The organism is Novosphingobium sp. CECT 9465, assembly GCF_920987055.1.
Classification (GTDB): domain Bacteria; phylum Pseudomonadota; class Alphaproteobacteria; order Sphingomonadales; family Sphingomonadaceae; genus Novosphingobium.
Map to the genome: position 1 here is coordinate 1,451,959 of NZ_CAKLBX010000001.1, position 21,329 is coordinate 1,473,287.

At 64.0% G+C, this 21,329-nt stretch carries 22 protein-coding genes; 17 read left to right on the top strand and 5 right to left on the bottom strand.

Features of this window, described 5'->3' with window-relative positions; genetic code table 11:
• Position 1: 1 nt before the first annotated feature.
• Entirely contained in the window at positions 2–532 is a 531-nt protein-coding gene (locus LUA85_RS07085) for a hypothetical protein (RefSeq protein WP_231468218.1), read from the bottom strand.
• Positions 532–1,743: a phospholipase D family protein gene (locus LUA85_RS07090; protein WP_231468220.1), complete on the bottom strand. Its 1,212-nt coding sequence runs from the start codon at positions 1,741–1,743 to the stop codon at positions 532–534. Before LUA85_RS07090 ends, LUA85_RS07085 begins: the two co-directional genes overlap by 1 nt.
• A gap of 306 nt (positions 1,744–2,049) precedes the next feature.
• Here LUA85_RS07090 and LUA85_RS07095 point away from each other — a divergent pair, with 306 nt between their 5' ends.
• The 9 genes from LUA85_RS07095 to LUA85_RS07135 all read left to right on the top strand — a co-directional run bounded on the left by LUA85_RS07095 (position 2,050) and on the right by LUA85_RS07135 (position 14,915).
• On the top strand, positions 2,050–2,979 hold the full coding sequence (locus LUA85_RS07095; protein WP_231468222.1) for an ArdC family protein: 930 nt from the start codon (positions 2,050–2,052) through the stop codon (positions 2,977–2,979).
• Positions 2,980–3,484: 505 nt separating this feature from the next.
• A complete protein-coding gene (locus tag LUA85_RS07100; RefSeq protein WP_231468224.1) occupies positions 3,485–3,661 on the top strand; it encodes a hypothetical protein in 177 nt (58 codons plus the stop codon).
• Between the two features lie 157 nt (positions 3,662–3,818).
• A complete protein-coding gene (locus tag LUA85_RS07105) occupies positions 3,819–5,936 on the top strand; it encodes a ParB/RepB/Spo0J family partition protein (protein WP_231468226.1) in 2,118 nt (705 codons plus the stop codon).
• Between the two features lie 78 nt (positions 5,937–6,014).
• On the top strand, positions 6,015–6,491 hold the full coding sequence (locus tag LUA85_RS07110) for a hypothetical protein (protein WP_231468228.1): 477 nt from the start codon (positions 6,015–6,017) through the stop codon (positions 6,489–6,491).
• Positions 6,479–7,045, top strand: coding sequence for a hypothetical protein (locus tag LUA85_RS07115; RefSeq protein ID WP_231468230.1), 567 nt, complete (start codon positions 6,479–6,481; stop codon positions 7,043–7,045). Before LUA85_RS07110 ends, LUA85_RS07115 begins: the two co-directional genes overlap by 13 nt.
• 196 nt (positions 7,046–7,241) lie before the next feature.
• Complete coding sequence (locus tag LUA85_RS07120; RefSeq protein WP_231468232.1) at positions 7,242–8,162, top strand: winged helix-turn-helix domain-containing protein; 921 nt, start codon at positions 7,242–7,244, stop codon at positions 8,160–8,162.
• A gap of 65 nt (positions 8,163–8,227) precedes the next feature.
• Positions 8,228–12,601 carry a strawberry notch-like NTP hydrolase domain-containing protein gene (locus LUA85_RS07125; RefSeq protein WP_231468234.1) on the top strand — a complete coding sequence of 1,458 codons (4,374 nt, stop codon included), beginning with the start codon at positions 8,228–8,230 and terminating at the stop codon, positions 12,599–12,601.
• 9 nt (positions 12,602–12,610) lie between these two features.
• On the top strand, positions 12,611–13,672 hold the full coding sequence (locus LUA85_RS07130; RefSeq protein WP_231471792.1) for a toprim domain-containing protein: 1,062 nt from the start codon (positions 12,611–12,613) through the stop codon (positions 13,670–13,672).
• Positions 13,673–13,976: 304 nt separating this feature from the next.
• A complete protein-coding gene (locus LUA85_RS07135; protein ID WP_231468236.1) occupies positions 13,977–14,915 on the top strand; it encodes a DUF2493 domain-containing protein in 939 nt (312 codons plus the stop codon).
• A 138-nt stretch (positions 14,916–15,053) separates the two neighbouring features.
• Here LUA85_RS07135 and LUA85_RS07140 read toward each other — a convergent pair whose 3' ends face one another.
• Complete coding sequence (locus LUA85_RS07140) at positions 15,054–15,866, bottom strand: FkbM family methyltransferase (RefSeq protein ID WP_231468238.1); 813 nt, start codon at positions 15,864–15,866, stop codon at positions 15,054–15,056.
• 581 nt (positions 15,867–16,447) lie between these two features.
• Between LUA85_RS07140 and LUA85_RS07145 the strand changes: the two genes are divergently transcribed.
• Positions 16,448–16,768 carry a DUF736 family protein gene (locus LUA85_RS07145; RefSeq protein WP_231468241.1) on the top strand — a complete coding sequence of 107 codons (321 nt, stop codon included), beginning with the start codon at positions 16,448–16,450 and terminating at the stop codon, positions 16,766–16,768.
• Positions 16,769–16,826: 58 nt separating this feature from the next.
• On the opposite strand, the gene LUA85_RS07150 is transcribed toward LUA85_RS07145, so the two are convergent.
• Both LUA85_RS07150 and LUA85_RS07155 read right to left on the bottom strand, forming a co-directional pair.
• Positions 16,827–17,192 (bottom strand): hypothetical protein, encoded by a 366-nt coding sequence (locus LUA85_RS07150; RefSeq protein ID WP_231468243.1) that lies wholly within the window; start codon positions 17,190–17,192, stop codon positions 16,827–16,829.
• A gap of 246 nt (positions 17,193–17,438) precedes the next feature.
• Complete coding sequence (locus tag LUA85_RS07155) at positions 17,439–17,714, bottom strand: HU family DNA-binding protein (RefSeq protein WP_231468245.1); 276 nt, start codon at positions 17,712–17,714, stop codon at positions 17,439–17,441.
• A gap of 322 nt (positions 17,715–18,036) precedes the next feature.
• Here LUA85_RS07155 and LUA85_RS07160 point away from each other — a divergent pair, with 322 nt between their 5' ends.
• The 7 genes from LUA85_RS07160 to LUA85_RS21690 all read left to right on the top strand — a co-directional run bounded on the left by LUA85_RS07160 (position 18,037) and on the right by LUA85_RS21690 (position 21,168).
• Positions 18,037–18,201 (top strand): hypothetical protein, encoded by a 165-nt coding sequence (locus LUA85_RS07160; RefSeq protein WP_231468247.1) that lies wholly within the window; start codon positions 18,037–18,039, stop codon positions 18,199–18,201.
• Positions 18,202–18,337: 136 nt separating this feature from the next.
• The gene (locus LUA85_RS07165; protein ID WP_231468249.1) at positions 18,338–18,736 is read left to right on the top strand and encodes a hypothetical protein; all 399 of its coding nucleotides are present in this window, start codon (positions 18,338–18,340) and stop codon (positions 18,734–18,736) included.
• A gap of 450 nt (positions 18,737–19,186) precedes the next feature.
• Positions 19,187–19,501 carry a DUF736 domain-containing protein gene (locus LUA85_RS07170; protein WP_231468250.1) on the top strand — a complete coding sequence of 105 codons (315 nt, stop codon included), beginning with the start codon at positions 19,187–19,189 and terminating at the stop codon, positions 19,499–19,501.
• 95 nt (positions 19,502–19,596) lie between these two features.
• Positions 19,597–19,809, top strand: coding sequence for a helix-turn-helix domain-containing protein (locus LUA85_RS07175; protein WP_231468252.1), 213 nt, complete (start codon positions 19,597–19,599; stop codon positions 19,807–19,809).
• A gap of 192 nt (positions 19,810–20,001) precedes the next feature.
• The gene (locus tag LUA85_RS07180; RefSeq protein WP_231468255.1) at positions 20,002–20,328 is read left to right on the top strand and encodes a DUF2285 domain-containing protein; all 327 of its coding nucleotides are present in this window, start codon (positions 20,002–20,004) and stop codon (positions 20,326–20,328) included.
• 65 nt (positions 20,329–20,393) lie between these two features.
• Positions 20,394–20,642, top strand: a complete 249-nt coding sequence (locus LUA85_RS21685) for a transcriptional regulator domain-containing protein (protein WP_371823656.1) — start codon at positions 20,394–20,396, stop codon at positions 20,640–20,642.
• Positions 20,643–20,835: 193 nt separating this feature from the next.
• Positions 20,836–21,168, top strand: coding sequence for a DNA -binding domain-containing protein (locus LUA85_RS21690; RefSeq protein WP_371823711.1), 333 nt, complete (start codon positions 20,836–20,838; stop codon positions 21,166–21,168).
• Positions 21,169–21,329: the final 161 nt, after the last annotated feature.

Genomic DNA, 21,329 nt, shown 5'->3' on the forward strand with positions numbered 1-21,329 from the left:
ATTACAAGGATGGGCTGCTGCCCGGATCAATGACCCACAACGATAGGTCGCCCTTGCTGCCCTGCCAGTCTGTCCCGACCCTTCTAAAGCCCGACCGTGCAAGGTTGTTACGCATGGTGTTGCTATCGGTCGTGGCGAAAGCAGGTTCATTGATCGCCCCAGCAATCGCCTCGACGAGATCGCCGGAGAGCATCTGGCCGCGTCGAGCGCTATGGACGACGACATATCCAAGCTCGGGCGCTCCTTCGAAGCCGACGAGCGATGCACCCGCGTTCGTGAACCGACCTTTGCGATAATGCGGCAGTGGGGTCTTGAGAGCACCGACGCCGACGATGCGCCCCCCTTCCTCTTCGCGCAGCAAGGCCAACATTTTTGTCTGACGGAGTCTCGGGAGGATGGCCTCGACGCTGGCCTGGATGGCACCGCCTGCTTTGACGAGCTCGGCAATTTCGTGCTGGTCGGCAAGGCTCAGATCAACAACACTGCCTATCCAGCGCACCAGCCCGCTCTTCACTTCAGGAACGCTGCCCATCAGTTGGTCGGTCGGTAATAGATGGCGTCGAGCATGGCGACGCGCGCGTCCCAGAGCTCGGTGTCGCGCCCGGCAGCCCGATCGACCGTGTACCAAGGCGCCTGCCTGATGGGCTCTATGACGCGGCGCCAATAGTTTTCGAGTTTGATCGTCGTCGGCGCGAAAGAGAGTGCATTCGCGAGGCCTGGAGTGTTGCCACCGTTGACGCAGACGAAGACATCCGGCCGCTTCATGGCAAGCAACCGGGTGGCCGGTGCCAGCCGCGCCACGCGCGATGATTTCGAGAAGGCGGCCGTGAACGCAGCGACAAAAGCGTTGAACTGGGCCTCGGTCACTTCATCGCGGGGCGGGATGACATCGAGCGCTGCGGCAAGTGCGCTGTCCTCCAGACCGATCAATTCGGCAAATGTGCCGGCACCGCCCATTGAGCCGAACCAGCCCCAGTTGAGATTGGCCAGCCCCTCGGTCTCGGCCTCATGCTTGCCGAGCACGCCGGCGATGCCCTTGGCCTCGGCAGCCGTGACCTCTGCAAAGGAGGAGGTGCGCGAGAAGATATGTTGAATGGCCCGCACGAGCTTCATGCGCTCCATAAAGTCATGATACTCGTCGCGACGGGCACGCTTCACGAATTCAGGCCATTCCATCGTCGCGAGCGGCGCGTTGACCCGCGCCCACTCTTTGCGACTGTCCGGCAGGATCGGGCTCTTTGGCCTCGGCTTACCTGCAGCCGCTTTTGCCTGGCGCTTGTAGCTCTCGGCCAGTTCTCGCGTGATGGTCAGGCGGAGCGGTGCGTAGGTTTTGATCTGGCTGCGGACTTGCACGAAGAAAGGATTGTCGGTCGCTCCCTTCGCATGGACGCCGGCCTCGAAGTTAGCACCCAGGCCGCCCTTGGTGAAGTTGGCACTGCCGACGATCGCCTCAGCTTCACTCCCCGTCTCAAAGTAGAAAATCTTGGGATGAAAGCAGCCCGGACGGCTCTTCGCGACATAGGCATTGGGAACACCAACTAGGCGATCGACAAGCGCGGTCTCGGTTGCAGAGAAGTCCACACCTAGGAGAAGGGACTCGAACTTCTCGGAATGGGCAAGGAGCGTGTCTGCGACATCGGTGATGCCACCCCAAGCCACCGCAATCGAGATACTGTCATGCTTTTGGATGAGCGCTGAAAGTATGCGCGCCGTCGAGGCCGCGTTCACCAGGGATATTCGCATGCCTTACCTGTTGCATCGTTTTTACCTGAGCATTGACTTAGCGGCGTCCCCGCGGCGCGCATAGGGTTTCGCAACATCGCGAGCGACAATGCCTTTGGACAACGAAAATGGGCCGGCGTCTTGAGGGAGGCGAGCAGGCCCTCTTGGGGAAGGCCTTCCCCTGAGCCCGTGCCGCTATGCGTCCCGGGCTACCCCTTCAGCGGGGTTCCACCCCGCAACGCCCCAAGTGCGAGAGGCCAGCTTCGTGCAGCCGTGACGGGATGAAGGGAGAGAGAGTGACTCCCGCCCGTCGCGAAAGGACGCGCGATGGACAATCGAACTGCACGGCAAGGCTCACGCGAGCGCCGCAATATCTATGCCGAAATCACCGAAGGAATACTGTCCGAACTGGAGGCAGGACGCGTTCCGTGGGTCCGGCCCTGGGCGAACAGTTCTGCTCCGGTGGGGATGCCGTTCAACGCCGTCAGCGGTCGGCGGTACAGCGGGATCAATGTCCTGAGCCTCTGGAGCGCCATTGCCGAGCGCGGCTTTGCCGGACACGGCTTCGTGACTTTCCGCCAGGCCAGGGAGCTTGGAGGAAGCGTTCGTCGCGGCGAATGCGGGACTGACATTGTCTACACCCGGAAAATCGCAACCCGGGACGAGAGACTGAGCGCCGTTCACGAAGGCCGCGAGGCCCGGCCTGCAATCCCCTTTCTGCGCCATTTTACTGTCTTTTCTACTGAGCAATGCGAGGGGTTGCCCCCGCATGTGGCGGTCCCGCCACGTCCGGTTGATCCCGAGCTCATCCTTCCGGCCGCCGATGCCTTAATTCGGGCAACCAAGGCTGATTTTCGTATCGGCGGTACGAGCGCCTTCTACAGCCCGCTGCACGACTATGTTCAGGTCCCCAGACCCGAGGCATTCTTCGAGCCGGTCAACTGGCACCGGACCGCCTTTCACGAACTGGCCCATTGGAGCGGTCACTCCTCTCGCCTTGCGCGGGATCAGTCCGGCTCCTTCGGGTCGCCCGAATATGGCCGGGAGGAGCTGGTCGCGGAGATGGCAGGAGCCTTCGTCTGCGCAGCGCTCGGCATTCGGCCAACGGTTCGCCACAGTGATTATATCGGCTCCTGGCTCGCGATCCTTCGGCAGGACAATCGTGCAATTCTGCGGACCGCCAGCGCTGCTTCGCGTGCCGCCGATCATATGCTTGCCTTCCAGAGCGGGGATGCTGCGACCGGAGAAATCTCGTGAGCCGCGGCAGCCGTCATGAGTCCGAGGCAGCAGGCTGCAACAGTTGTCGCTTCTGTCGTCGTTGGCAAAAGCCGGCGCATGAGGCTGTTGCCGCATCTGAGGCATGGTGCACAACAGGTCGGGGACGGCCAGTCCGTCGACCGCTCGGGCGTTGCGATCATGTGTTGCTCAGGCCAGGCGCGATTGCTTGCTTCGCGGCGACAGCGCCAGACTTTCTCTGCCTCAACTTCGTTGCCCTGCCGCGCCTGACGGTTGAGCCATCTGCAGAAAGCTTCGTGATCGTCTCCCAAGGCTGCGACCGGCCGGATGCGGGGCGGGAGCACGAGAGCCCGGGCTGCAATTCCGACCCCGGTGGCGGTTAGCGGCAGTCGGTGTCTGATGGAAAGAGTGAGAGGGAGGCGGGGGGCTTCCGCGACAGGCGCAGGCCCGGGAGAGAGGCTTCCGGCGGTCTGTCGGGAGTATCACCATGATTTCGCGACTTGCTGTCCAAACGCACATCCGCCGCGTGCGCGACTGGATCCACGCGGCGTTCGTTGCGGCTGAGCCCGAAGCGCTGCGGGTCCTCGACGCGCAATTACGGCACCGTGAGCGTCGCTGGCCGCAGGGACAGGGCTTCGTGGCCGCGCTCTGCGCATCGCTTGTGCTTTGGCTGGGCATTTTTCTGGTCTGGCAGGCGGCGTGACGGCGCGGGCTGGTTTGGGGGGAATGGGGCGACGCCCGGTGATCCGACATCGCGGCGTGCCGGATCACCGGGCGCAGAGTGAGAGGAGTGCCGGGGCTTCGTGACGGGCAAAGGGCCGAGAGAGGGTCTTTCGGCTGCCCGTCGCGGAGTATAGATCATGGCAAAAGCCGTTCAGAAGATTACCCTCAGCCCCTCCCGCGACATCCCGCTCGACCGGCTGATCCTGTCACAGGCCAATGTGCGCCGGGTCAAGGCTGGCGTGACGATTGGAGAACTGGCCGAGGACATTGCCCGTCGCACGCTGCTGCAGAGCCTCAACGTGCGACCGATCCTCGATGCGGACAATCAGGAAACCGGCATGTTCGAAGTGCCTGCGGGCGGCCGCCGGTTCCGCGCGCTCGAGCTGCTGGTCAAGCAGAAGCGGCTGGTGAAGGACGCGCCGGTGCCTTGCGTGGTCCGGGCCGCATCCGATGAGGTATCGGCAGAGGAGGACAGCCTCGCCGAGAATACGTTTCGCGAACAGCTCCATCCGCTCGACCAGTTTCGCGCCATGCAGGCAATGGTCGACAAGGGGGCCGATGTGGAAGCCATTGCCGCGCATTTTATGACCACGCCGGCCGTGGTGCGGCAGCGTCTCAAGCTCGCGTCGGTCTCGCCCAAACTGCACGAGGTCTATGCCGAAGACGGCATGACGCTTGAACAGTTGATGGCCTTTTCGGTCAGCGACGACCATGCGCGGCAGGAGCAGGTCTGGGAATTGCTCGGCCACAGCTTCAACAAGTCCGCTGGCTATATCCGGGCGCGACTGACCGAGAACAGCGTGCGCGTGGCCGATAAGCGGGTTCGGTTTGTGACGCTTGATGCCTATGTGAAAGCGGGCGGAGGAGTCATGCGCGACCTCTTTGAGGATGACGATGGTGGCTGGCTCACCAACCCGGCGCTTCTCGATACGCTCGTCGCAGCCCGGCTCGATGCCGAAGCCGATCGCATCCGTGCCGAAGGCTGGAAGTGGGTGGCGACGGCGGTCGACATGCCCTGGAATGCTGCTGCGGGGCTTCGTGAACTTGCCGGGACCACTGTCCCGATGAGCAGCGAGGAAGAGGCACGGATGCAGACGCTGCAGGCCGAGGCTGAAGCGCTGGAAAGCGAATGGGCCGATGTACCGTGCCTGCCCGAAGAGATCAGTACGAAGCTCGATGCTCTTGACCGGGAACTGGGGCTGCTTGTGGATCGCCCGCAGACCTTCGCTCCCGAAGAGCTCTCCCGCGCGGGCGCGTTCCTGTCCATCGCTACCGACGGTTCGCTGATTATAGAGCGCGGCTACGTGAAGCCGGAGGATGAGCCGACGGTCGAGGTCGAGGAAACCGCCGATACCGAGTGCTGCGGGGGCGAAACCAGCGTTTATGGCATGTCGTCCGACCCAGGCGAGACTGCGATGGCCGGTGGCGCGAATGAGCCGGAAGCCGAGGTCGAGGACGAAGTGGTCAAACCGCTTCCCGACCGGCTTGTCGCCGAGCTTACCGCTTGGCGGACGCTGGCCTTGCAGGATGCGCTCGCGCGCGACCCCGCAACGGCATTCGTCGCGGTGCTGCACGCCTTTGTGCTTGACGCCTTCTATCCGTCGAGCCGGGAAACTTGCCTGCAGCTCACGGCCAACCGGGCGTCGTTCGCGTTTGCGCCCACCGATCTCAAGGATAGCGGCCCGGCCCGGGCGATCTCGGCGCGTCACGCGCAGTGGAAGGCTCGGCTCCCGCAATCGGATCACGATCTTTGGGACGCCTTGCTGCGCTTCGACAATGCCGAACAGTCTGCACTCTTCGCCCATTGCGCTTCGCTCGTACTCAACGCGCAGGCCGAAGTCGTCCCCAAGTACGACAATGGGCGGGTGTCGCGTCACAGCATCGAACGGCGTCTCGAGCACAGCCATGTTCTGGCACGAACCGTCGGGCTCGATCTTGTGGCAGCGGGCTGGCGGCCGACCGTCACCGGCTATTTCCAGAGCGTCACCAAGCCAAGGATCCTTGCCGACGTGTGCGATGCGCGCGGGTCGCAGTTCGCAGAGATGATTGCCCATCTCAAGAAGCCCGACATGGCACGCGAGGCCGAACGGCTTCTGGAAGAGGCGGCCTGGCTCCCCGAGCCGATGAGGACGCCTGGAGGAAGCGAGGCCTTCACGGATGGCGATGGGATCGACGCTCTGCCTGCATTCCTCGAAGGGCCGATGCTGCCATCCGGGGAGGCCGATTGCGACCATTACGCGATCGCCGCCGAATAGGCGCACGCCCCTTGTCTGAACGCTTTGGAAAGCCCGGTCCGTGTGACTGGGCTTTCCTCCTTTTGAGGATCACTGATCATGAACGCGCAATCGATTTTTGATGCCGTGCCGCTCGGCAGCCTTGTCCGATATTCGAACGGCGAGCCCCGGCCGCCGGCTCGCTTCTCCCGCAAACTGAAGGCTTGGAACAATGACAATGGGGTCGGCCGACTGGTGGCACGTGAACCGGCGCGTGACAGCGCTTCTTTTCGCCATCCGGCCTCTTTCACTCTGCATCTCGGCAATTATGGCAGCGAGGGCTCGATCGTCATGGTCGTCCGGCGCACCTATTCCGTCGACAGTCGGCTCGAGTTTGAAGTCGACGAATATTCTCGGCCCGGAGACGCCCATGTGCTCGCGACAGCCTCCGGTCGTGACGAATTGCTGCACATCGCATCCGATCGCGCAGCCGCCGAGCGATGGCTTGAAGCTAATCGCTATGCGCAGGCGAGGATCGAGATCGTCGGATCCAATCCGCAAGCCGTTCCGAACGGGAGCGGCCCATGCCGGAGGTAATCGCAATTTACGGACGGACCGCCGACGGTCTGCTCGCCGCACGGATCGGCGACATTGCCTGCATCGCGGTTCCAGTCTACGGCGGGCTGCGCCTGGCGACGGCCTGGCAGCTCGCCAAGCCGCTCGACCAATGGCGTGCTGGCGATGCACTCGCAAGCGAAGGCATCGTCGCCGACGACACCGCATTTCGTGCGCATGTCGAAGATGTCGCCCATCACCAGCGTCAGCTGAGCAGGCTGTCGCGTCCGAGGCTGACGACTTCGTGCCGGACGCCGTGGGGCGCCACGCAGCAGGCCACGGTTTACGCCGAAGGCATCGTTTTCCACGCTACCGCGAGCCATGGGGGTTTCAAGCTTTCGCGCGCGCGCCTGGCGCAGATCGACCCGCTTCTGCGCGTCGAGAATGGCTGGTATGAGGAGGATGTCGAATGGGCCAAGGTCGAAGCAGCGTTTCCTGACCTGTTCTCGGACCGCGAAAACGCTTCGGCCGATCGGACGCTGCGCGGCAGTTACCCGCAGATCCGTGCAGCGCTTCGCAGCAAGCGCCTCGGCTGAAGAAAGTAAAGACCCCCCGTGCGCGCAAATGGCGACCACGGGGGTTCTCGTCATGGACTCATGCGGGCTGGCAAAGTCGCGGTCCAACCACATGGGCAAAGCCCGTTGCCTTTTCTGTCCATGATCTGCGCGGCGAGCGCCCTTGCATGCCCTGCGACAAGGTCGGGTACGAAAGCTGATCGCTATGCCGTTATCGATGAACGCCGTACATGTCCGGGATCTCCACCAGATTGCACAGCGGTTCGACAGGCGTCCAAAGTTGCTCGAAGAAGCCTCGACGCTGAAGGTACGGCTTACCGGTGTGGCGCGGCTCCTCGAGATTCCAGACCGTGGCCTGGCTGGCCGCCGGCAGTGGCTGGATCGCTGCATTCCCTTCGAGCAGACCTTTCGCTTCAGGGCCGGCGAGGTCCGCTATCTGGCGCAGGCCGAGCAGACGTTCGAGCTTCTACTCCTCAGCGGCGACGACCGCGCGAAGCTGTTGCCGATCCTGCGTACCGTGCGCGACGTGTTCGCGAGCAAGATCGTCGTCCCTTTCATGTCCCACTGTTCGGCTGAGGACCGGGCGCTTCTGTTGCGCCGCGGGGCAGACGATGTGCTGCACCTTGACGTATCGCCGGAAGAAGGCGCAGCGCGCATGGCAGCGCTGGTGCGCCGCCAGACATGGATGGCCAACCGTCAGGTCGAGTCAGACCGCACGATCAGTCGTGCCGCCGCTGCTGCCGCTGAGCTGCGCTGGCTATGTGGCGGACGGATCGGACCGCAGGGCCGGCAGGTTCTGGCGGCCCTGTTCGTGAATATGGGCAGGGCCGTGCCGCACATGGCGCTCATCAGTGCGGCTCGCACCAGCGACCACTGGCCCTCGGAGCGCCAATTGCATGTGATCATCTGCGGAATTCGCAAGCATCTGCGCCCGCAATTCGTGATCGATACCTTGCGCGGCGAGGGTTTTCGCCTGCGAAGGGGTACGGCAACCGGGAAAATCGACGCAATTAATCCACGGCAGGCGCGTCAGGCTGTCACGGCTGCCACTCGGTCCGCTGAGGCTGAGCGCCCCGAGCGGGGGACAGTGGCGTTCGCCCATCAGCGCAGGAGAGGAGAGGGGCGGGTCAGGGGGTAGGCCTGGCCGGGACAGAGGGAGCGTCCGGCGAGCCGAACATTCCCTGCTCTCCCGGAGTTCCTGCCATGACCCATCTGCCTGCCCATGCGGCGACGCGCGCCGCAAGCGCGTCCCGACCTGTATCCCAAGTTGCAATCGCACGCACCATCAACCGTGCCGCCCAGCGCCTGCTCCCGCAGCTCGAAGCCGGAGTCGTCCTCGATGCACGCGCGCTGCGCAGCGCGATGACGGAGGCCTTTGGCGGGACCGATGCGGAAGGATATTGGGACTGGAAGACTGCTTATGACGCCTGCGAGTGCGCCATGGTCCTGTTCCTGCGCAAATATGCCGGCGCAATCGGATCGCGACCTGCCATGGAACAGCTGACGCTGGTCGAGCGCGTGGCCAAGCTTCTTCCGACGCACACGCGCCGGTCGGAAAGTGGACAGGCGCTCCAGCAGTTTTCGACCCCGCCCGGGTTCGCGCTGGTTGCGGCCTATGCCGGTGCCATCCGAGCCGAGGACGTCGTGCTTGAACCTTCGGCGGGAACCGGCATGCTCGCCATCCATGCCGAGCGCAGCTGCCGCGGTCTCGTGCTCAACGAGCTGGGAGAGGTCCGGGCCGAGCTTCTGCGGGAACTGTTTACACAGGCATCAATCTCGCGTCATGACGCTGCCGCGATTGATGACTGGCTTCCCGCTTCGGTTCGCCCGAGCGTCGTCCTCATGAATCCGCCGTTCTCGGCCCTCGCGCACGTCGAACGGACCATGAAGGATGCCGCCATCCGGCATATCCGTTCGGCTCTGGCGCGTCTTTTGCCTGGCGGGCGGCTGGTCGCGATTACCGGCGCTTCATGCTCGCCGGACAATCCCGTCTGGCGCGAAACCTTCACCAGCCTGCAGGGGGAGGCCCGTCTGGTCTTCACCGCCGCTATTGCCGGCAAGGTCTATGCGCGCCACGGCACGACCATCGAGACCCGGCTTACCGTGTTCGACAAGGTTCCGGCCGCCGAGCCCGGGCGCTTCGCCGCCTCGCAAGGCACCGCACCCGATGTGCCGACGCTGCTCGACTGGGTGTGCGCAGATGTGCCGCCACGGGCGCCGACAGCTTGCGTTTCCGGAAACGGCTCGGCCTATGTGCTGCGCGATGAGCGCAATAGCCCGGACCAGGCAAGGCACAGCGTAGCGGCATTGGCTGTCGTGCCCTCGCAGCCCAGGCCAGACGAAGTTGCTGTGGGAGTTGCAGAGCTCGAATTCGACGTCACCGACTGGACGCCGCCCGAGGGTCGGCTCTGCGATGCGCTCTATGAACCCTATGCGCCCCAATCGGTACGGATCGTTGGCGCCAGGCCGCATCCGACGCCGCTCGTCCAATCTGCCGCAATGGCGTCGGTTGCGCCGCCCAAACCAAGCTATCGCCCGCATCTGCCGCCCGCGTTGGTCGAGGATGGCGTCCTGTCCGATGCGCAACTGGAGTCCATCATCTATGCCGGTGAAGCGCATGACGGGCATCTCGCCGGTGCATGGAGCGTCGATGCGACATGGGATCAGCTGACGGCGGCCCCCGACGATTGCAAAGCCGCCGTCCGGTTCCGGCGCGGTTGGTTCCTGGGCGACGGGACCGGAGCGGGCAAGGGCCGTCAGGTCGCCGGCATCATCCTCGACAATTGGCTCAAGGGCCGTCGCAAGGCCGTCTGGCTCTCTGTCTCAGAGCGTCTGCTCGAGGATGCGCAACGGGACTGGGCCGCCCTGGGCCAGGAGCGGCTCTACGTGACGCCGCTGTCGCGTTTCCGTCAGGGCACGTCCATCCCGCTTAATGAAGCCATCCTCTTTGCGACCTACGCCACGCTGCGGTCGTGTGAGCGAGGCGGCAAGAAGTCCCGCGTCGAGCAGATCGTCGACTGGCTAGGGTCGGACTTCGACGGTGTTATTGTTTTCGACGAAGCCCATGCGATGGCCAATGCGGCGGGTGGCAGGGGCGAGCGTGGCGATGTCGCACCATCGCAGCAGGGGAGGGCGGGCCTACGCCTGCAGCATGCCTTACCCGACGCGCGCATCGTCTATGTCTCGGCGACTGGCGCCACGACCGTCCAGAACCTCGCTTATGCGCAGCGCCTGGGACTTTGGGCTTCCGGCGACTTTCCATTTGCGACGCGCGCCGAGTTCGTGGCGGCGATCGAGAACGGCGGTGTGGCGGCCATGGAAGTGCTGGCACGCGACCTCAAGGCGCTCGGACTTTACGCTGCGCGCTCGCTGTCATTCGATGGCGTCGAATATGCAATGCTCGAGCATGTGCTGACCGCCGAGCAGCGTCGCATCTACGATGCTTATGCCGCGGCGTTCCAGATCATTCACAACAACCTCGATGCCGCGATGGAAGCCTCCGGCATCACCAGCGCCACGCATGGCACGCTCAACGCCCAGGCAAAGTCTGCGGCGCGTTCGGCCTTCGAACAGGCCAAGCAGCGCTTCTTCAATCACCTGATCACGGCCATGCAGACGCCCAGCGTGCTGGCGAGCATCGAGCGCGACCTGGAAGCCGGCGATGCGGCAGTCGTGCAGATCGTGTCGACCGGTGAAGCGCTGCAGGAGCGCAGGCTTGCCGAAGTCCCGACCGATGAATGGCACGATGTCAGCGTCGACATCACGCCCCGTGAATATGTGCTCGACTATTTGCGACACGGCTTTCCCGTCCAGCTGTTCGAACCCTTCACCGACAGCGAAGGAAACCTGTCCTCGCGGCCGGTCCGTGACGAGGCGGGCAATCCCGTCGTCAATCGCGAGGCAGCGCGACGACGCGATAAAATGATCGAGCACCTTGCCGCGCTGCCGCCGGTGCCCGGAGCCCTCGACCAGATCGTCCAGCATTTCGGGCCGGATGCCGTTGCCGAAGTGACGGGCCGTTCGCGCCGCATCGTTCCCCGGCGCCGCGAAGACGGCAGCCTGCGCTTTGCCGTCGAGAACCGGCCTGCCTCGGCCAATCTTTCCGAAACCCACGCGTTCATGGATGATGCCAAGCGCATCCTCGTCTTCAGCGAAGCAGGCGGAACGGGGCGCAGCTATCATGCCGATCTTGGTTGCCGCAATCAGCGGCGGCGCATCCACTACCTCCTCGAAGCGGGCTGGAAGGCCGATGCCGCCATTCAGGGGTTCGGGCGAACCAATCGCACCAACCAGAAACAGCCACCGCTGTTCAGGCCAGTCTCGACCGACGTGAAGGCGCAGAAGCGCTTCATCTCGACGATCGCGCGCCGCCTCGACACGCTGGGAGCGATCACGCGCGGCCAGCGCCAGACCGGCGGGCAGAACATGTTCAGGGCCAGCGACAATCTGGAATCCGTCTACGCCCGTGACGCACTGCGCAGCCTTTATCGGCTCGTCGTCCAAGGCAAGATCGAGGGGTGCTCGCTCGCTGTTTTCGAGCAGGCGACAGGCCTCGCCTTGCTCAATGAAGATGGCAGCTTGCGCGATGAACTGCCTGGAATTTCAACATTCCTTAATCGCATGCTCGCGCTTTCCATCGCCATGCAGGATATTTTGTTCGAGGCCTTTGAAGGCCTGCTGCTGGCCCGTATCGAGGGCGCAGTCGCAAGCGGCACCTACGAACTCGGGCTCGAAACGCTGACCGCCGAAAGCTTCACGGTCACAGGCAGGCAGACCATCCACGCGCATCCGGGCACCGCCGCTGAAACACAGCTTGTGACGATCAAGCGGCAGGACAGGTTGTCTCCGCTCGGACTCGAGGATGCCCTGGCGCTCGTCGAAGAGAAGGGCGCGCGCATGCTCGTGCACGGCCGAACGGGTCGCGCCGCCCTCCAGCGCGGTGCCCGCAGCCTGATCGACGACGACGGCAAGGTCACGGCGCGGGCGCGTCTGGTTTGGCCAGTGGGTGACAGCACGGTCGCTCTCGACACCCTCACTGCAAGTGGCTGGGAAACTGCGGAGCGGGGAGCATTCGCGACCGCCTGGGCCGAAGAGCTTGCAGCACTGCCGGCGTTCGAAACCTCGACGCTGCATATGGTCGCAGGCCTGCTGCTGCCCATCTGGAAGCTGCTTCCAGAGGAATCGGCCCGGGTGTTCCGGCTGCAGACCGACGAAGGCGAACGCATCATTGGTCGCCGGGTGTCGCCTGCATGGGCGGCAAACTTTGCCGGCGAAACCGAACGGCCCAAGCTCGATCCCAATGAGGCAATGACTTTTCTGCTCTCCGGTGAAACCGTCCTGCATCTGGCCGAGCGACAGAAGCTCCTGCGGGTGCGATCGATGGGCGACTGGCGCATCGAGCTTTCAGGGTTCAGCGACCTTGCGGTTTCCCGTCTCAAAGCCATTGGCCTCCTCTCGGAGATCGTATCCTGGAAGCTGCGCCTGTTTGTGCCCATCGGCGCTGCCGGCGTAACTGTGCTCGCGGCTCTGCTTGAACGGTATCCCGTCGAGCAGGTCTCTGCGCGCACGACGGCGTGAGGCATGGCGATGACAACCGGGGCTGGAGAACTCGTCCGGCGCCTTGCCGAAAACGCCGAAACCGTCTGTCGGCGCTACCTGTCGAACGGACGGCGCGAAGGCTGCTACTGGTTGGTGGGCGATGCTCGCAACACGCCGGGGCGCAGCCTTTACGTCCGTCTCTCCGGTGGTCCGGAGGGACGGGGAGCGGCAGGCAAATGGACCGACGCGCAAAGCGGTGACCACGGCGATCTTCTCGACCTGATCGCATCGGCCTGCGGGCATCACCGTCTTGGCGAAACCCTTGCGGAAGCACGGCGCTTCCTCAGCCTCCCGGACACTTCGCTGCCGTTGCGCGGCCCACAACGCAACCTTCCCGCAGGACCGGCGGTTCCCACCCCGTCGTCAGAGCGGGCGCGGCGCCTTTGGGCGGCGAGCCGTCCGCTGTCGGACGATCCGGTCGCGACCTATCTGCGGGAGCGGGGGCTGCGCTCTGTCGCTTCGGGTGCCGCCGTGCGACACCACCCCAATTGTTTCTATCGTCCCTCCGACCTTGATCATGCAGCGACGGATCGTGCCTGGCCCGCCATGGTTGCCGCAGTCACCGACCTTGGTGGTCGCGTGACCGGCGTGCAGCGTACCTGGCTAGCCCGAGACGGCTTGGGCAAGGCGCCGGTTGCAACGCCAAGACGCGCGATGGGCATGCTTCTTGGCAACGGCATCCGTTTCGGGGAAGCGGGTGCCGTCATGGCGGCAGGGGAAGGCATCGAGACAATGCTGTCCTTACGCGAAATCCTGCCGACGATGCCAATGATCGCCGCACTTTCAGCGGCCCATCTCGCCGCGCTGCTGTTTCCTCCGGTGCTGCGCCGTCTCTACGTCGCGTGCGATGCTGATGCTGCGGGACACTCGGCACTCAGACGACTAGCCGAGCGTGGAGCGCAGGCGGCTATCGAGGTGATCGCGCTTCATCCCTGCCTCGATGACTTCAACAGCGACCTGATCCGCTTGGGCGCACCATCACTGGCGGCGGCACTGGCCGGGCAATTGCGGTCCGAAGATGCCGGGTACTTCTTGTCTCAAGCCGCCTGAGCGTTCGCCGGGCAGAGTTGTCAGCCGGGAAGGGAAGGGGCCGGATGGAATGCCCGCGGTTGGCCGCGCCCGGCCTTCTCGTGGGGCGACTGCGGCAAGCTCCCCAAGGCTGCAACGCGGCCGGCACCGCCATTTTCCGCCGGTCCGTGCCGGCCCTTTGCAGCGCGAAGCAAAATGGCGGTGCCGGCCGCGTCCTTCGCGCTGCTTCGGCCCCGCTGCGCGTGGTGCAGCCTCGAGAAGCGTGCCGCCAAAGGCGTCGCCACGAAGGCCGCGAGAGGCGCGGCTGAACGGCGAAAGGCATAGCATGACCAGCCCCATTGATCCCTCTGATGACAATCAGGAAGCCCAGCCAGGCTCGACCGCCTATCTCCTCCAGGAAATGCAGCTATACGGCTATCGGCCCTTCGAGGATGAACCCGATCAGCGGCCCTTGCCCGACGAGCGGCTTGCGGCCGGAGCCGTTGCCGACATGTTCGATGGCATGGTCGCGGCGCTTGAGGACACCCGCATCCAGCCCGATCTCGAAGACCTGCTCTGGGGCATCGTAAACGTGTTCCACCGTGCCGGCGAGCGCATCGAACGCGAACTCGACGACAACGAACTGACGCAAAAGCGCCTACAGCGCGAGCAGGATGGCAGCGAGGTGAAGTCGGTCGAGCTCGAGCGACGGATCGCCGAAGGCATCACGATGATCGAACGTCGCGACACCATGGAATTCTTCCGCGACGCTGCCGCCGAACAGTTTCGCACCCATCTGCGCAAGCCCTGGCTGCCGCGCTCAGGTCCCATGGTCAACCGCAAGCAACTGACTGCCGCCGTGCTGGACAGCCGCAAGTTCGCAGATAAGCGCCGCTATCAGGACGCCCGGGTGCTCAATCCCGAGGGCGTGCGGATCGCTGTCACCGGCGGGGCGGATTTCAACAATCATGAGCGCATCTATGCGGTTCTCGACAAGGTGCGCGAGAACATCGCCGACATGATCCTGCTTCATGGCGGCACGGCGACCGGCGCCGAACGCATCGCTGCATGCTGGGCGCGCGACCGCAACGTCCCCCAGGTTGCCTTTCAGCCCGACTGGGAGCGCCACCGCAAGGCAGCACCCTTCAAGCGCAATGATGCCATGCTCGAGACGTGCCCACGCGGTGTGATCGTGTTCCCAGGCACCGGCATTCAGGACAACCTTGCCGACAAGGCTCGCAAGATGGGCATCCGCGTGTGGGATTTCCGGGCACGGGGCGGCTGAGGCCGCTTTGGCGCCAGTCGTCCAGCACGTCTTCGCGGCGCCGCAGTTCAGGGCGTTGCAGGGCGCGCCGCTATACGGGCGAAGCTCTTTAGCGGCTTGCTGGTTCAAAAGGACCGAATGCGCCCGCCGCCGACTTCGCTAGCCCTCCTGCGGCAACGCGTCCGAAGACACTTGCTCGCCCTTGGCCACGAATCGAATCTTGCGCCACTGGTCGGGATCGCTGCAGTGCATCCGGTCGACCTCCGCATCGGGCAGGCCTGCAAGCTCGCCCATTCCTTCCGGAACACACACCAGGTCGAACGACCATTTGCCGGGGAAGGCATCATGGGTGTTCCCTTGCCAGTTCTGTGCGTTGTAGAGCGGCGTGATCAGATGCCAGAACCGGTAGCCCTCGGGCTTGAGCTGTTCGATCGCCCAGCCCGTATGTCCATCCGCCGCGAGAGAGGCGGCATGATTGTTCAACGTCTCGAGATAAACCACCGGTCGGCACTGCCTTATTGTCGCGATCGCGCCGCTGATGATCTCGCGTTCATGGCCCTCGACGTCGATCTTGAGGAAGTTGACTCGGGGCAACTCCAGCGCATCGACCGTCATGAGCGGACACAGCCGTTTGGGCAGGTCGCCCCCCGCATAGAAGCCCAGCGCGCCGAAATTGCCGGCCTGATCACTTTCGACATCGGGAAAAAGAGCGAAAGCGAGTTCTCGCCCGAGCGCGGCCTGATAAGTCCGCACGTTGAAGCAGTCGTTGGCAAGCAGGTTGGCGGACAGCAGGCGGTGGTTGATGCCGAGCGGCTCGAATGCATGGATACTGCCTGACGCGCCGACGATGCGGGAAAGGGCAACCGTATGGGTGCCGATGTTGGCGCCAGCTTCGACAACCACATCGCCCGGGCGGAGCAACAACTTGTAGAGGTGGACCTCGCTTTCCGACCATTCGCCGTATGCGCGCATGCTGGCACCGATGGTGTCGTCCGCCTGGAGAGTGTGGAACAGGCCATGGCGACAGGCGACGGTTGATATTGGACTGGTCACTGACAGATCCCGGTAATGATGGAGGAGATGCCCTTGGGGCCGTCAACGTCAGCGCGCCGGCCTGCCGCGTTGTTGCGCAGAATCGTCAGGACTGCGGGGCGTTGAAGCGGGAACCTGGCGGTCGTGCCCGAGCTCTTGCTCGCGCTCTCCGCCGGATCGTCCGCAGTCTCAGCCGCAATGCAAGCGAGCGATATCTGAGGGCTCTGCGCTTGCGCGGGGGTGAGGGCGATTCGGATTGCCGTGCCGAATGACCGCCGGGCGCTCTGGCAGCGACGTTGGCCTTGAAGGAACGGGCGAAGCAGGCGCCTTGGCTGCTTTGTCCTGCTTGAGTGCAGGACCACCCCTTGCTTGTCGCCTTCCTGCAGGGCGTGCCCGCCTAGTGCCGTCAACCCCATACGGGGTTCGCCCTCGCGCGGAGCGCTCGGTGACGACGGCGCGCCGCCCTTCCGAGTGGCGCCACCGGGGATGGTCCCCGCGCACCAGATCAGGAGTTTACGACCATGGCCACCATCGCCAATCTCACCGTCAAGGCCGACGACAGCTTCGAAGGCACGCTCGCCACGCTGACCGTCTCGGCGCCGATTGCGATCATCCCCAATACACGCAAGTCGAAGGAGTCCGAACCCGACTACCGTATCATCAGCCGCAAGAACGGCTTCGACCTTGGCGGCGGCTGGAAGCGGTTTTCCCAGAACACGGGCGCCGAATACATCTCGGTCTCCCTGTCCGCACCGGAGTTCGGCACGATCTACGGCAACATCGCCAATGCGCCCGGCGATGATCCGTCGAAGAAGGTGATCATCTGGAATCCCCCGGCCTGATCGGCAGGACCGGCTCCGCAAACCTGCGGAGCCGGTCCGAGCTAGCATGGCCCGCATCTCAGTTACCAACGAAGGACGGGGCACCGTTTGTGTACCGGATTGTCACGTAGGAATTGTCGCAGACGTTGATCCTGGACCACAGCCCCATGGTGCCGTCTGCAAACTTGATCCGGATATCGAAGAGACAGACGTTTGCATCCCGGTCAAAACTGATATTCTGACGAGCGCCGGCTGGAAATGGCATGCGCTTCAGCTCCGGGTCGCGCTTTTGCATTTGCCAGCGTGCCGAGGCCGCAGGCGCGACTTCGACGTCCGTGATCCGCTTGCCGGTCGCGTTGACCAAAACGAAGTCCCAATCCTCGCCAAAGGCCGGTGTCGCGGCTAGTAATGCGCCCACGCCTGCTGCGATCAAGATTTTGAGCATGATGTCTGGCCCCCCGGAATCACGGGGCGATTGGACCAGTGCCAATCCATGCGGAAGGACCCCACGGCGCGCCATTGGCGCGCCGTGGGGTATCTCAGGGCTCTGGATCTGAAAGCCTGCCTTCGCGGGATCGCGCTTTGCGATCAGCGGAGGGCTGGGAGCGCTCGATACAGATGGCTGCGGATCAGAACCAGGAGAGCGCTATCCGACAAGAGCTCGAACTCGTCTTGCCGCGCAGCCGGGCCGTTAGCCGTTCAGCTTGTCCTTGACCGCCTTGGCGGGCGCGAAGGTCAGCTTGTTGGACGCGGCAATCGTCATGGCAGCACCCGTCGCGGGATTGCGGCCCTCGCGCGCCGGGCTGTTCTTGACCTTGAATTTGCCGAAACCACTCAGCGACACTTCCTCGCCGCGGACTGCGGCCTCGACGATCCCGGCCAGGACACCATCGACATATTTGCGGGCATCGGCCTTGGTCAGCCCGTGCGCGGCAGCAAGATGATCGGCCAGGTCGCTGTTGTTCATTACTATTCTCCTTTGTGATTCACCTGCGGGCATAGCCGCGCCGTGCCGGGCAGCCAACAGCGGGTGTAGATCGTCCAGGATTGGCCGGTAAGAGGAAGAGGCGGAGCGACAGGGGGCCAACCTGTCCTTGCGCAGACCATCCCGGCTCGTCTGGGGTGCAGTCCCTGGGCGCGAAGCCTGACCTCCTTCAATCAACCCGTGAAGGGTCCGCTACGCATGCGCGTGCGGTCGCGCCTGAGGCGCGATGATTGCGGTCCGGCTCCGGCCGGCGGGGCACCTGCCGAGCGGGGATGGTCTCCGCTGGCGGACAGGAGCCTTCGATATGCCGCTTGCCACCGCCCAGTCGCTTGCCTGGAACCTCTCCCGCACACTGATGACCGTGATTGCCCTTATTCGTACCGAACATGGCTATTACGCCCTGCCGGCCAGCGAATTTGAAGGCGACGCCACGATGGTCGTCCGCGAATACGACCCCTTCGAACGATGAAGGGGAGCATCCTTCCCGCCAGCCCAAACAACCGTGGTGTCGTTGGACATGCCTTGCTAGACTGCCCGCGCAGAGTGCGCTGTGGAGGTGGTGGCGGGCGCGTCCGACGATCATTCGTCATGCCCAAGGACGCGATATGACCATCGTTCTCGGCCTTCTGGCCGCCCTCTCGCTCGTTCGCTTCATCTTCTCTCTGACGGCGGTTGCCTTGCCCGTCTCGGTTGCGCTCAGCTTCGGCTTCGCTCTCCGCTCGCAGGGCGTCGGCAGCTGGCTGTCGCTGTTTGCAGCCGTGGGTCTGGGCTTCGGTGTCTTGGCGGTCGGTTCTGCAGCATACCGACGATGCCGGGCGCCTCTGGGTCGCCTATTGCTTGGTTTCCTGTTTGTTTTGCCTGCTGGGACTGCTGGCTTTGTGGCGGGCCGCGCGTTTGGCGGGCGCCTCCTGGAAAGCGGTCTGGCCATAGGTCTGGTCGCCATTTTGTGTGCTGCCATTTCGGCACAATCGGCGCTCGAAGGACTGCGCGGCGAACACGGATGAGATGGGCTGGGGGTACTGTCCTCCCCAAGCTGTGGATCGCGGTTCTTGCCGCGGTGGTGCGCGTGGGGGAGTTTCTGCGAGGAGCTGAGCTCAGCTGGTTGAAAGACCTGGGAAGGGCGTGAGTTTTTCTTAACCGCGATCGCCCTGTGACCGCTGCTGCCGATCTTGAGACGTAGTCGTCCTTCGGATCGGCCGGCGCCTCCGGCCTCGTCTCGATGCGCTTCCTATCGGCCAGGCGCGCTTTCAGCGCTCGCCCGCCGCCGCAACGGCGGTGCGCCCACTTTCTTCCCCGCGCCGTGTCGGCGCTCCTCGCGCACCAAGAAAGTGGGAGCTCTGCCGTCCTCCGCTTGATGCTGCGGGCCTGACGGCTGCGGCACCGGGCGCTGTCCGACCAATCAGGCGCATCGAGGCCGGAAGGTGCCGGCCCGACCAGATGGAAAGGACTTCAACATGGCAAAGATCGGCAGCTTCAAGAAGGTCTCAGGCGAACTGCGAGGACAGATCATGACACTCGGCCTCCAGGCCAAATCGATCCGCATCGTCGCTGACGACGCCGCATCGGGAAACGCCCCCACCCACAGGGTTCACCTTGGCGACATCGAGATTGGTGCAGCTTGGCAAAAGCACACCAATGACAACCGCCCCTATCTTTCGGTCAAGCTCGATGACCCCAGCTTCATCGCCCCGATTTTCGCCCAGCTCTTCGAAGGCGACGAAGGCGAATTCGACCTGGTGTGGAACCGGCAGTCCCGCCGCGGCGACTGATCGAACCGCTCATCCACCGCCTGGGCGCGCACCGGGCGGTGGAATCCCTACTATACTAGGTGGAGCTATGCTAAGGACAGGCCGACGACACCCCGATGACGCTTCGGGGTATCGTTGCCGGGAATTTGCGCAAATTGCGATTGGCCAAAGGGCTGTCGCAAGAGGAAGTCGCGCATCTTGCCGGTCTCGACCGCAACTATGTGGGCAACCTGGAGCGTGAGCAGAATTCGCCAACAGTCGATACTCTTGAGCGTATTGCCGAGGTGCTTGGCGTCGCAGCGGTCGAGTTCTTTCGCGAATCGCGCTGACCTAGCACAACCGCTGCGGCACAAGTCGGGCTGCGCACCTGGCTCGGCAGACACTTTCCACCGATCGGGTCCCACGCTCCGTGTGATTCTGCGCCCAAATGGCAGTATATCGGTCAGGGGACTCATGTGTGGGCCGGGGGGAGCACGCGGATTTCAGACTGACCTTGTGCAGCGCGAACGGGAGCTGCGCGCATGACGAATACACGATTTGAGGATGCAGCGCCGATGGGCAACGAACTTATGCCCTACGACCTTGCTCATCTCGAGACCTATCTGCGTCTGCTCGATGCCGCAGGCGATGCGACTGCTTCCTGGGAAGAAGTGGTCGCAGTCCTGTTCGGTCTCGACGCAGCCCTGGAGCCTGAACGGGCCCGGCGTGTCCATGACAGCCATCTAGCGCGCGCGCGGTGGATGTCGTCCGAGGGATACCGGCAACTGGCCGCTCTGCAGCAGTCACCCCCCAGAACTGCAATGAAAGCGAAAGGTCCCGCTGACCGAAATCCTGTCGGTCGAGAGTAACTCGAAGCCCCCGGATTTGTCGGATAGTTCCAGCAGCCTTCAAAAGATCAGGTGAGGGGAGGCTTATGTCGCCAGTTTCGGACTGGCGCGAGGAAAATCCTTCGCGCCCTCGGGATGCGTTTGACCTCAGCGGAATTGCCTTCGAGTTCCTGCGAAGGAACCCTGATTATCAACGCGACTTCGCACTGGCCCAGGGCAATCCTGGAGTATCTCAAACAGAGGAGGACGCCCGCACCGCTTCGCGGTGGGGGCTGCGATTTCCTGGCCGACCCGGCCCATCCTGTTTCGGACGGACAGCAGCTCTGGCGGGCTGACGTTCTGCAGTTCACCATCCTGGTCGGCCCTCCGCCCAACGGGTTCGAACACCATGATGCGATCATTGCCGACCGCCTTGGCAACATTGTCAGCCGCGAGGAGGGGGCCGACGGACTGCACGTGACCATCGGGCGCGGCTTGGGGCGTGCGCACTTGCGGTTCGAGCCGACGGTCGATGCCTGGGGCTGTGTCATGCTGGCCCCCGAGCAGGGGCTGCGCGTGCGGTTGAACGCCGCAAGCTGGTTTCTGCGCAGTCTCAGGGGAGAAACCACGCCTTCCCCGGAAGCTGAATATCTGTCGGACCGCCGCCGCACGCGTCTTCTCCTCCTCCTCAACCTTTTCGATGCCCGGCGCGCAGGCGCTTCCCTGCGCCAACTGGGCGCGCGCTTTATCGACCGCGACATCGCCAGCTTTTCTGCCGCAGCCTGGTCCGATGCCTCCGAACGCAAGCAGCTGCGTCGCCTCCTCGCCACAGCCGACCAACTGGTCACCTGCGCCTACCGCCGCTTGCTGCGCGGCGAGTAGGGACATTCGCGCGAATTTTGTCTGTCCCTCCACGGGCGGCGTCCGGCCCGTCAAGCCTGTCCTCTCCATCGCTGGGGCGCGCCGACGCCCCCGGCACTGACCAGGAGGACGCCCGTGACCGAACCGCAATCATCTCCGCCGCCCCGTTATCTCGCGCAGCC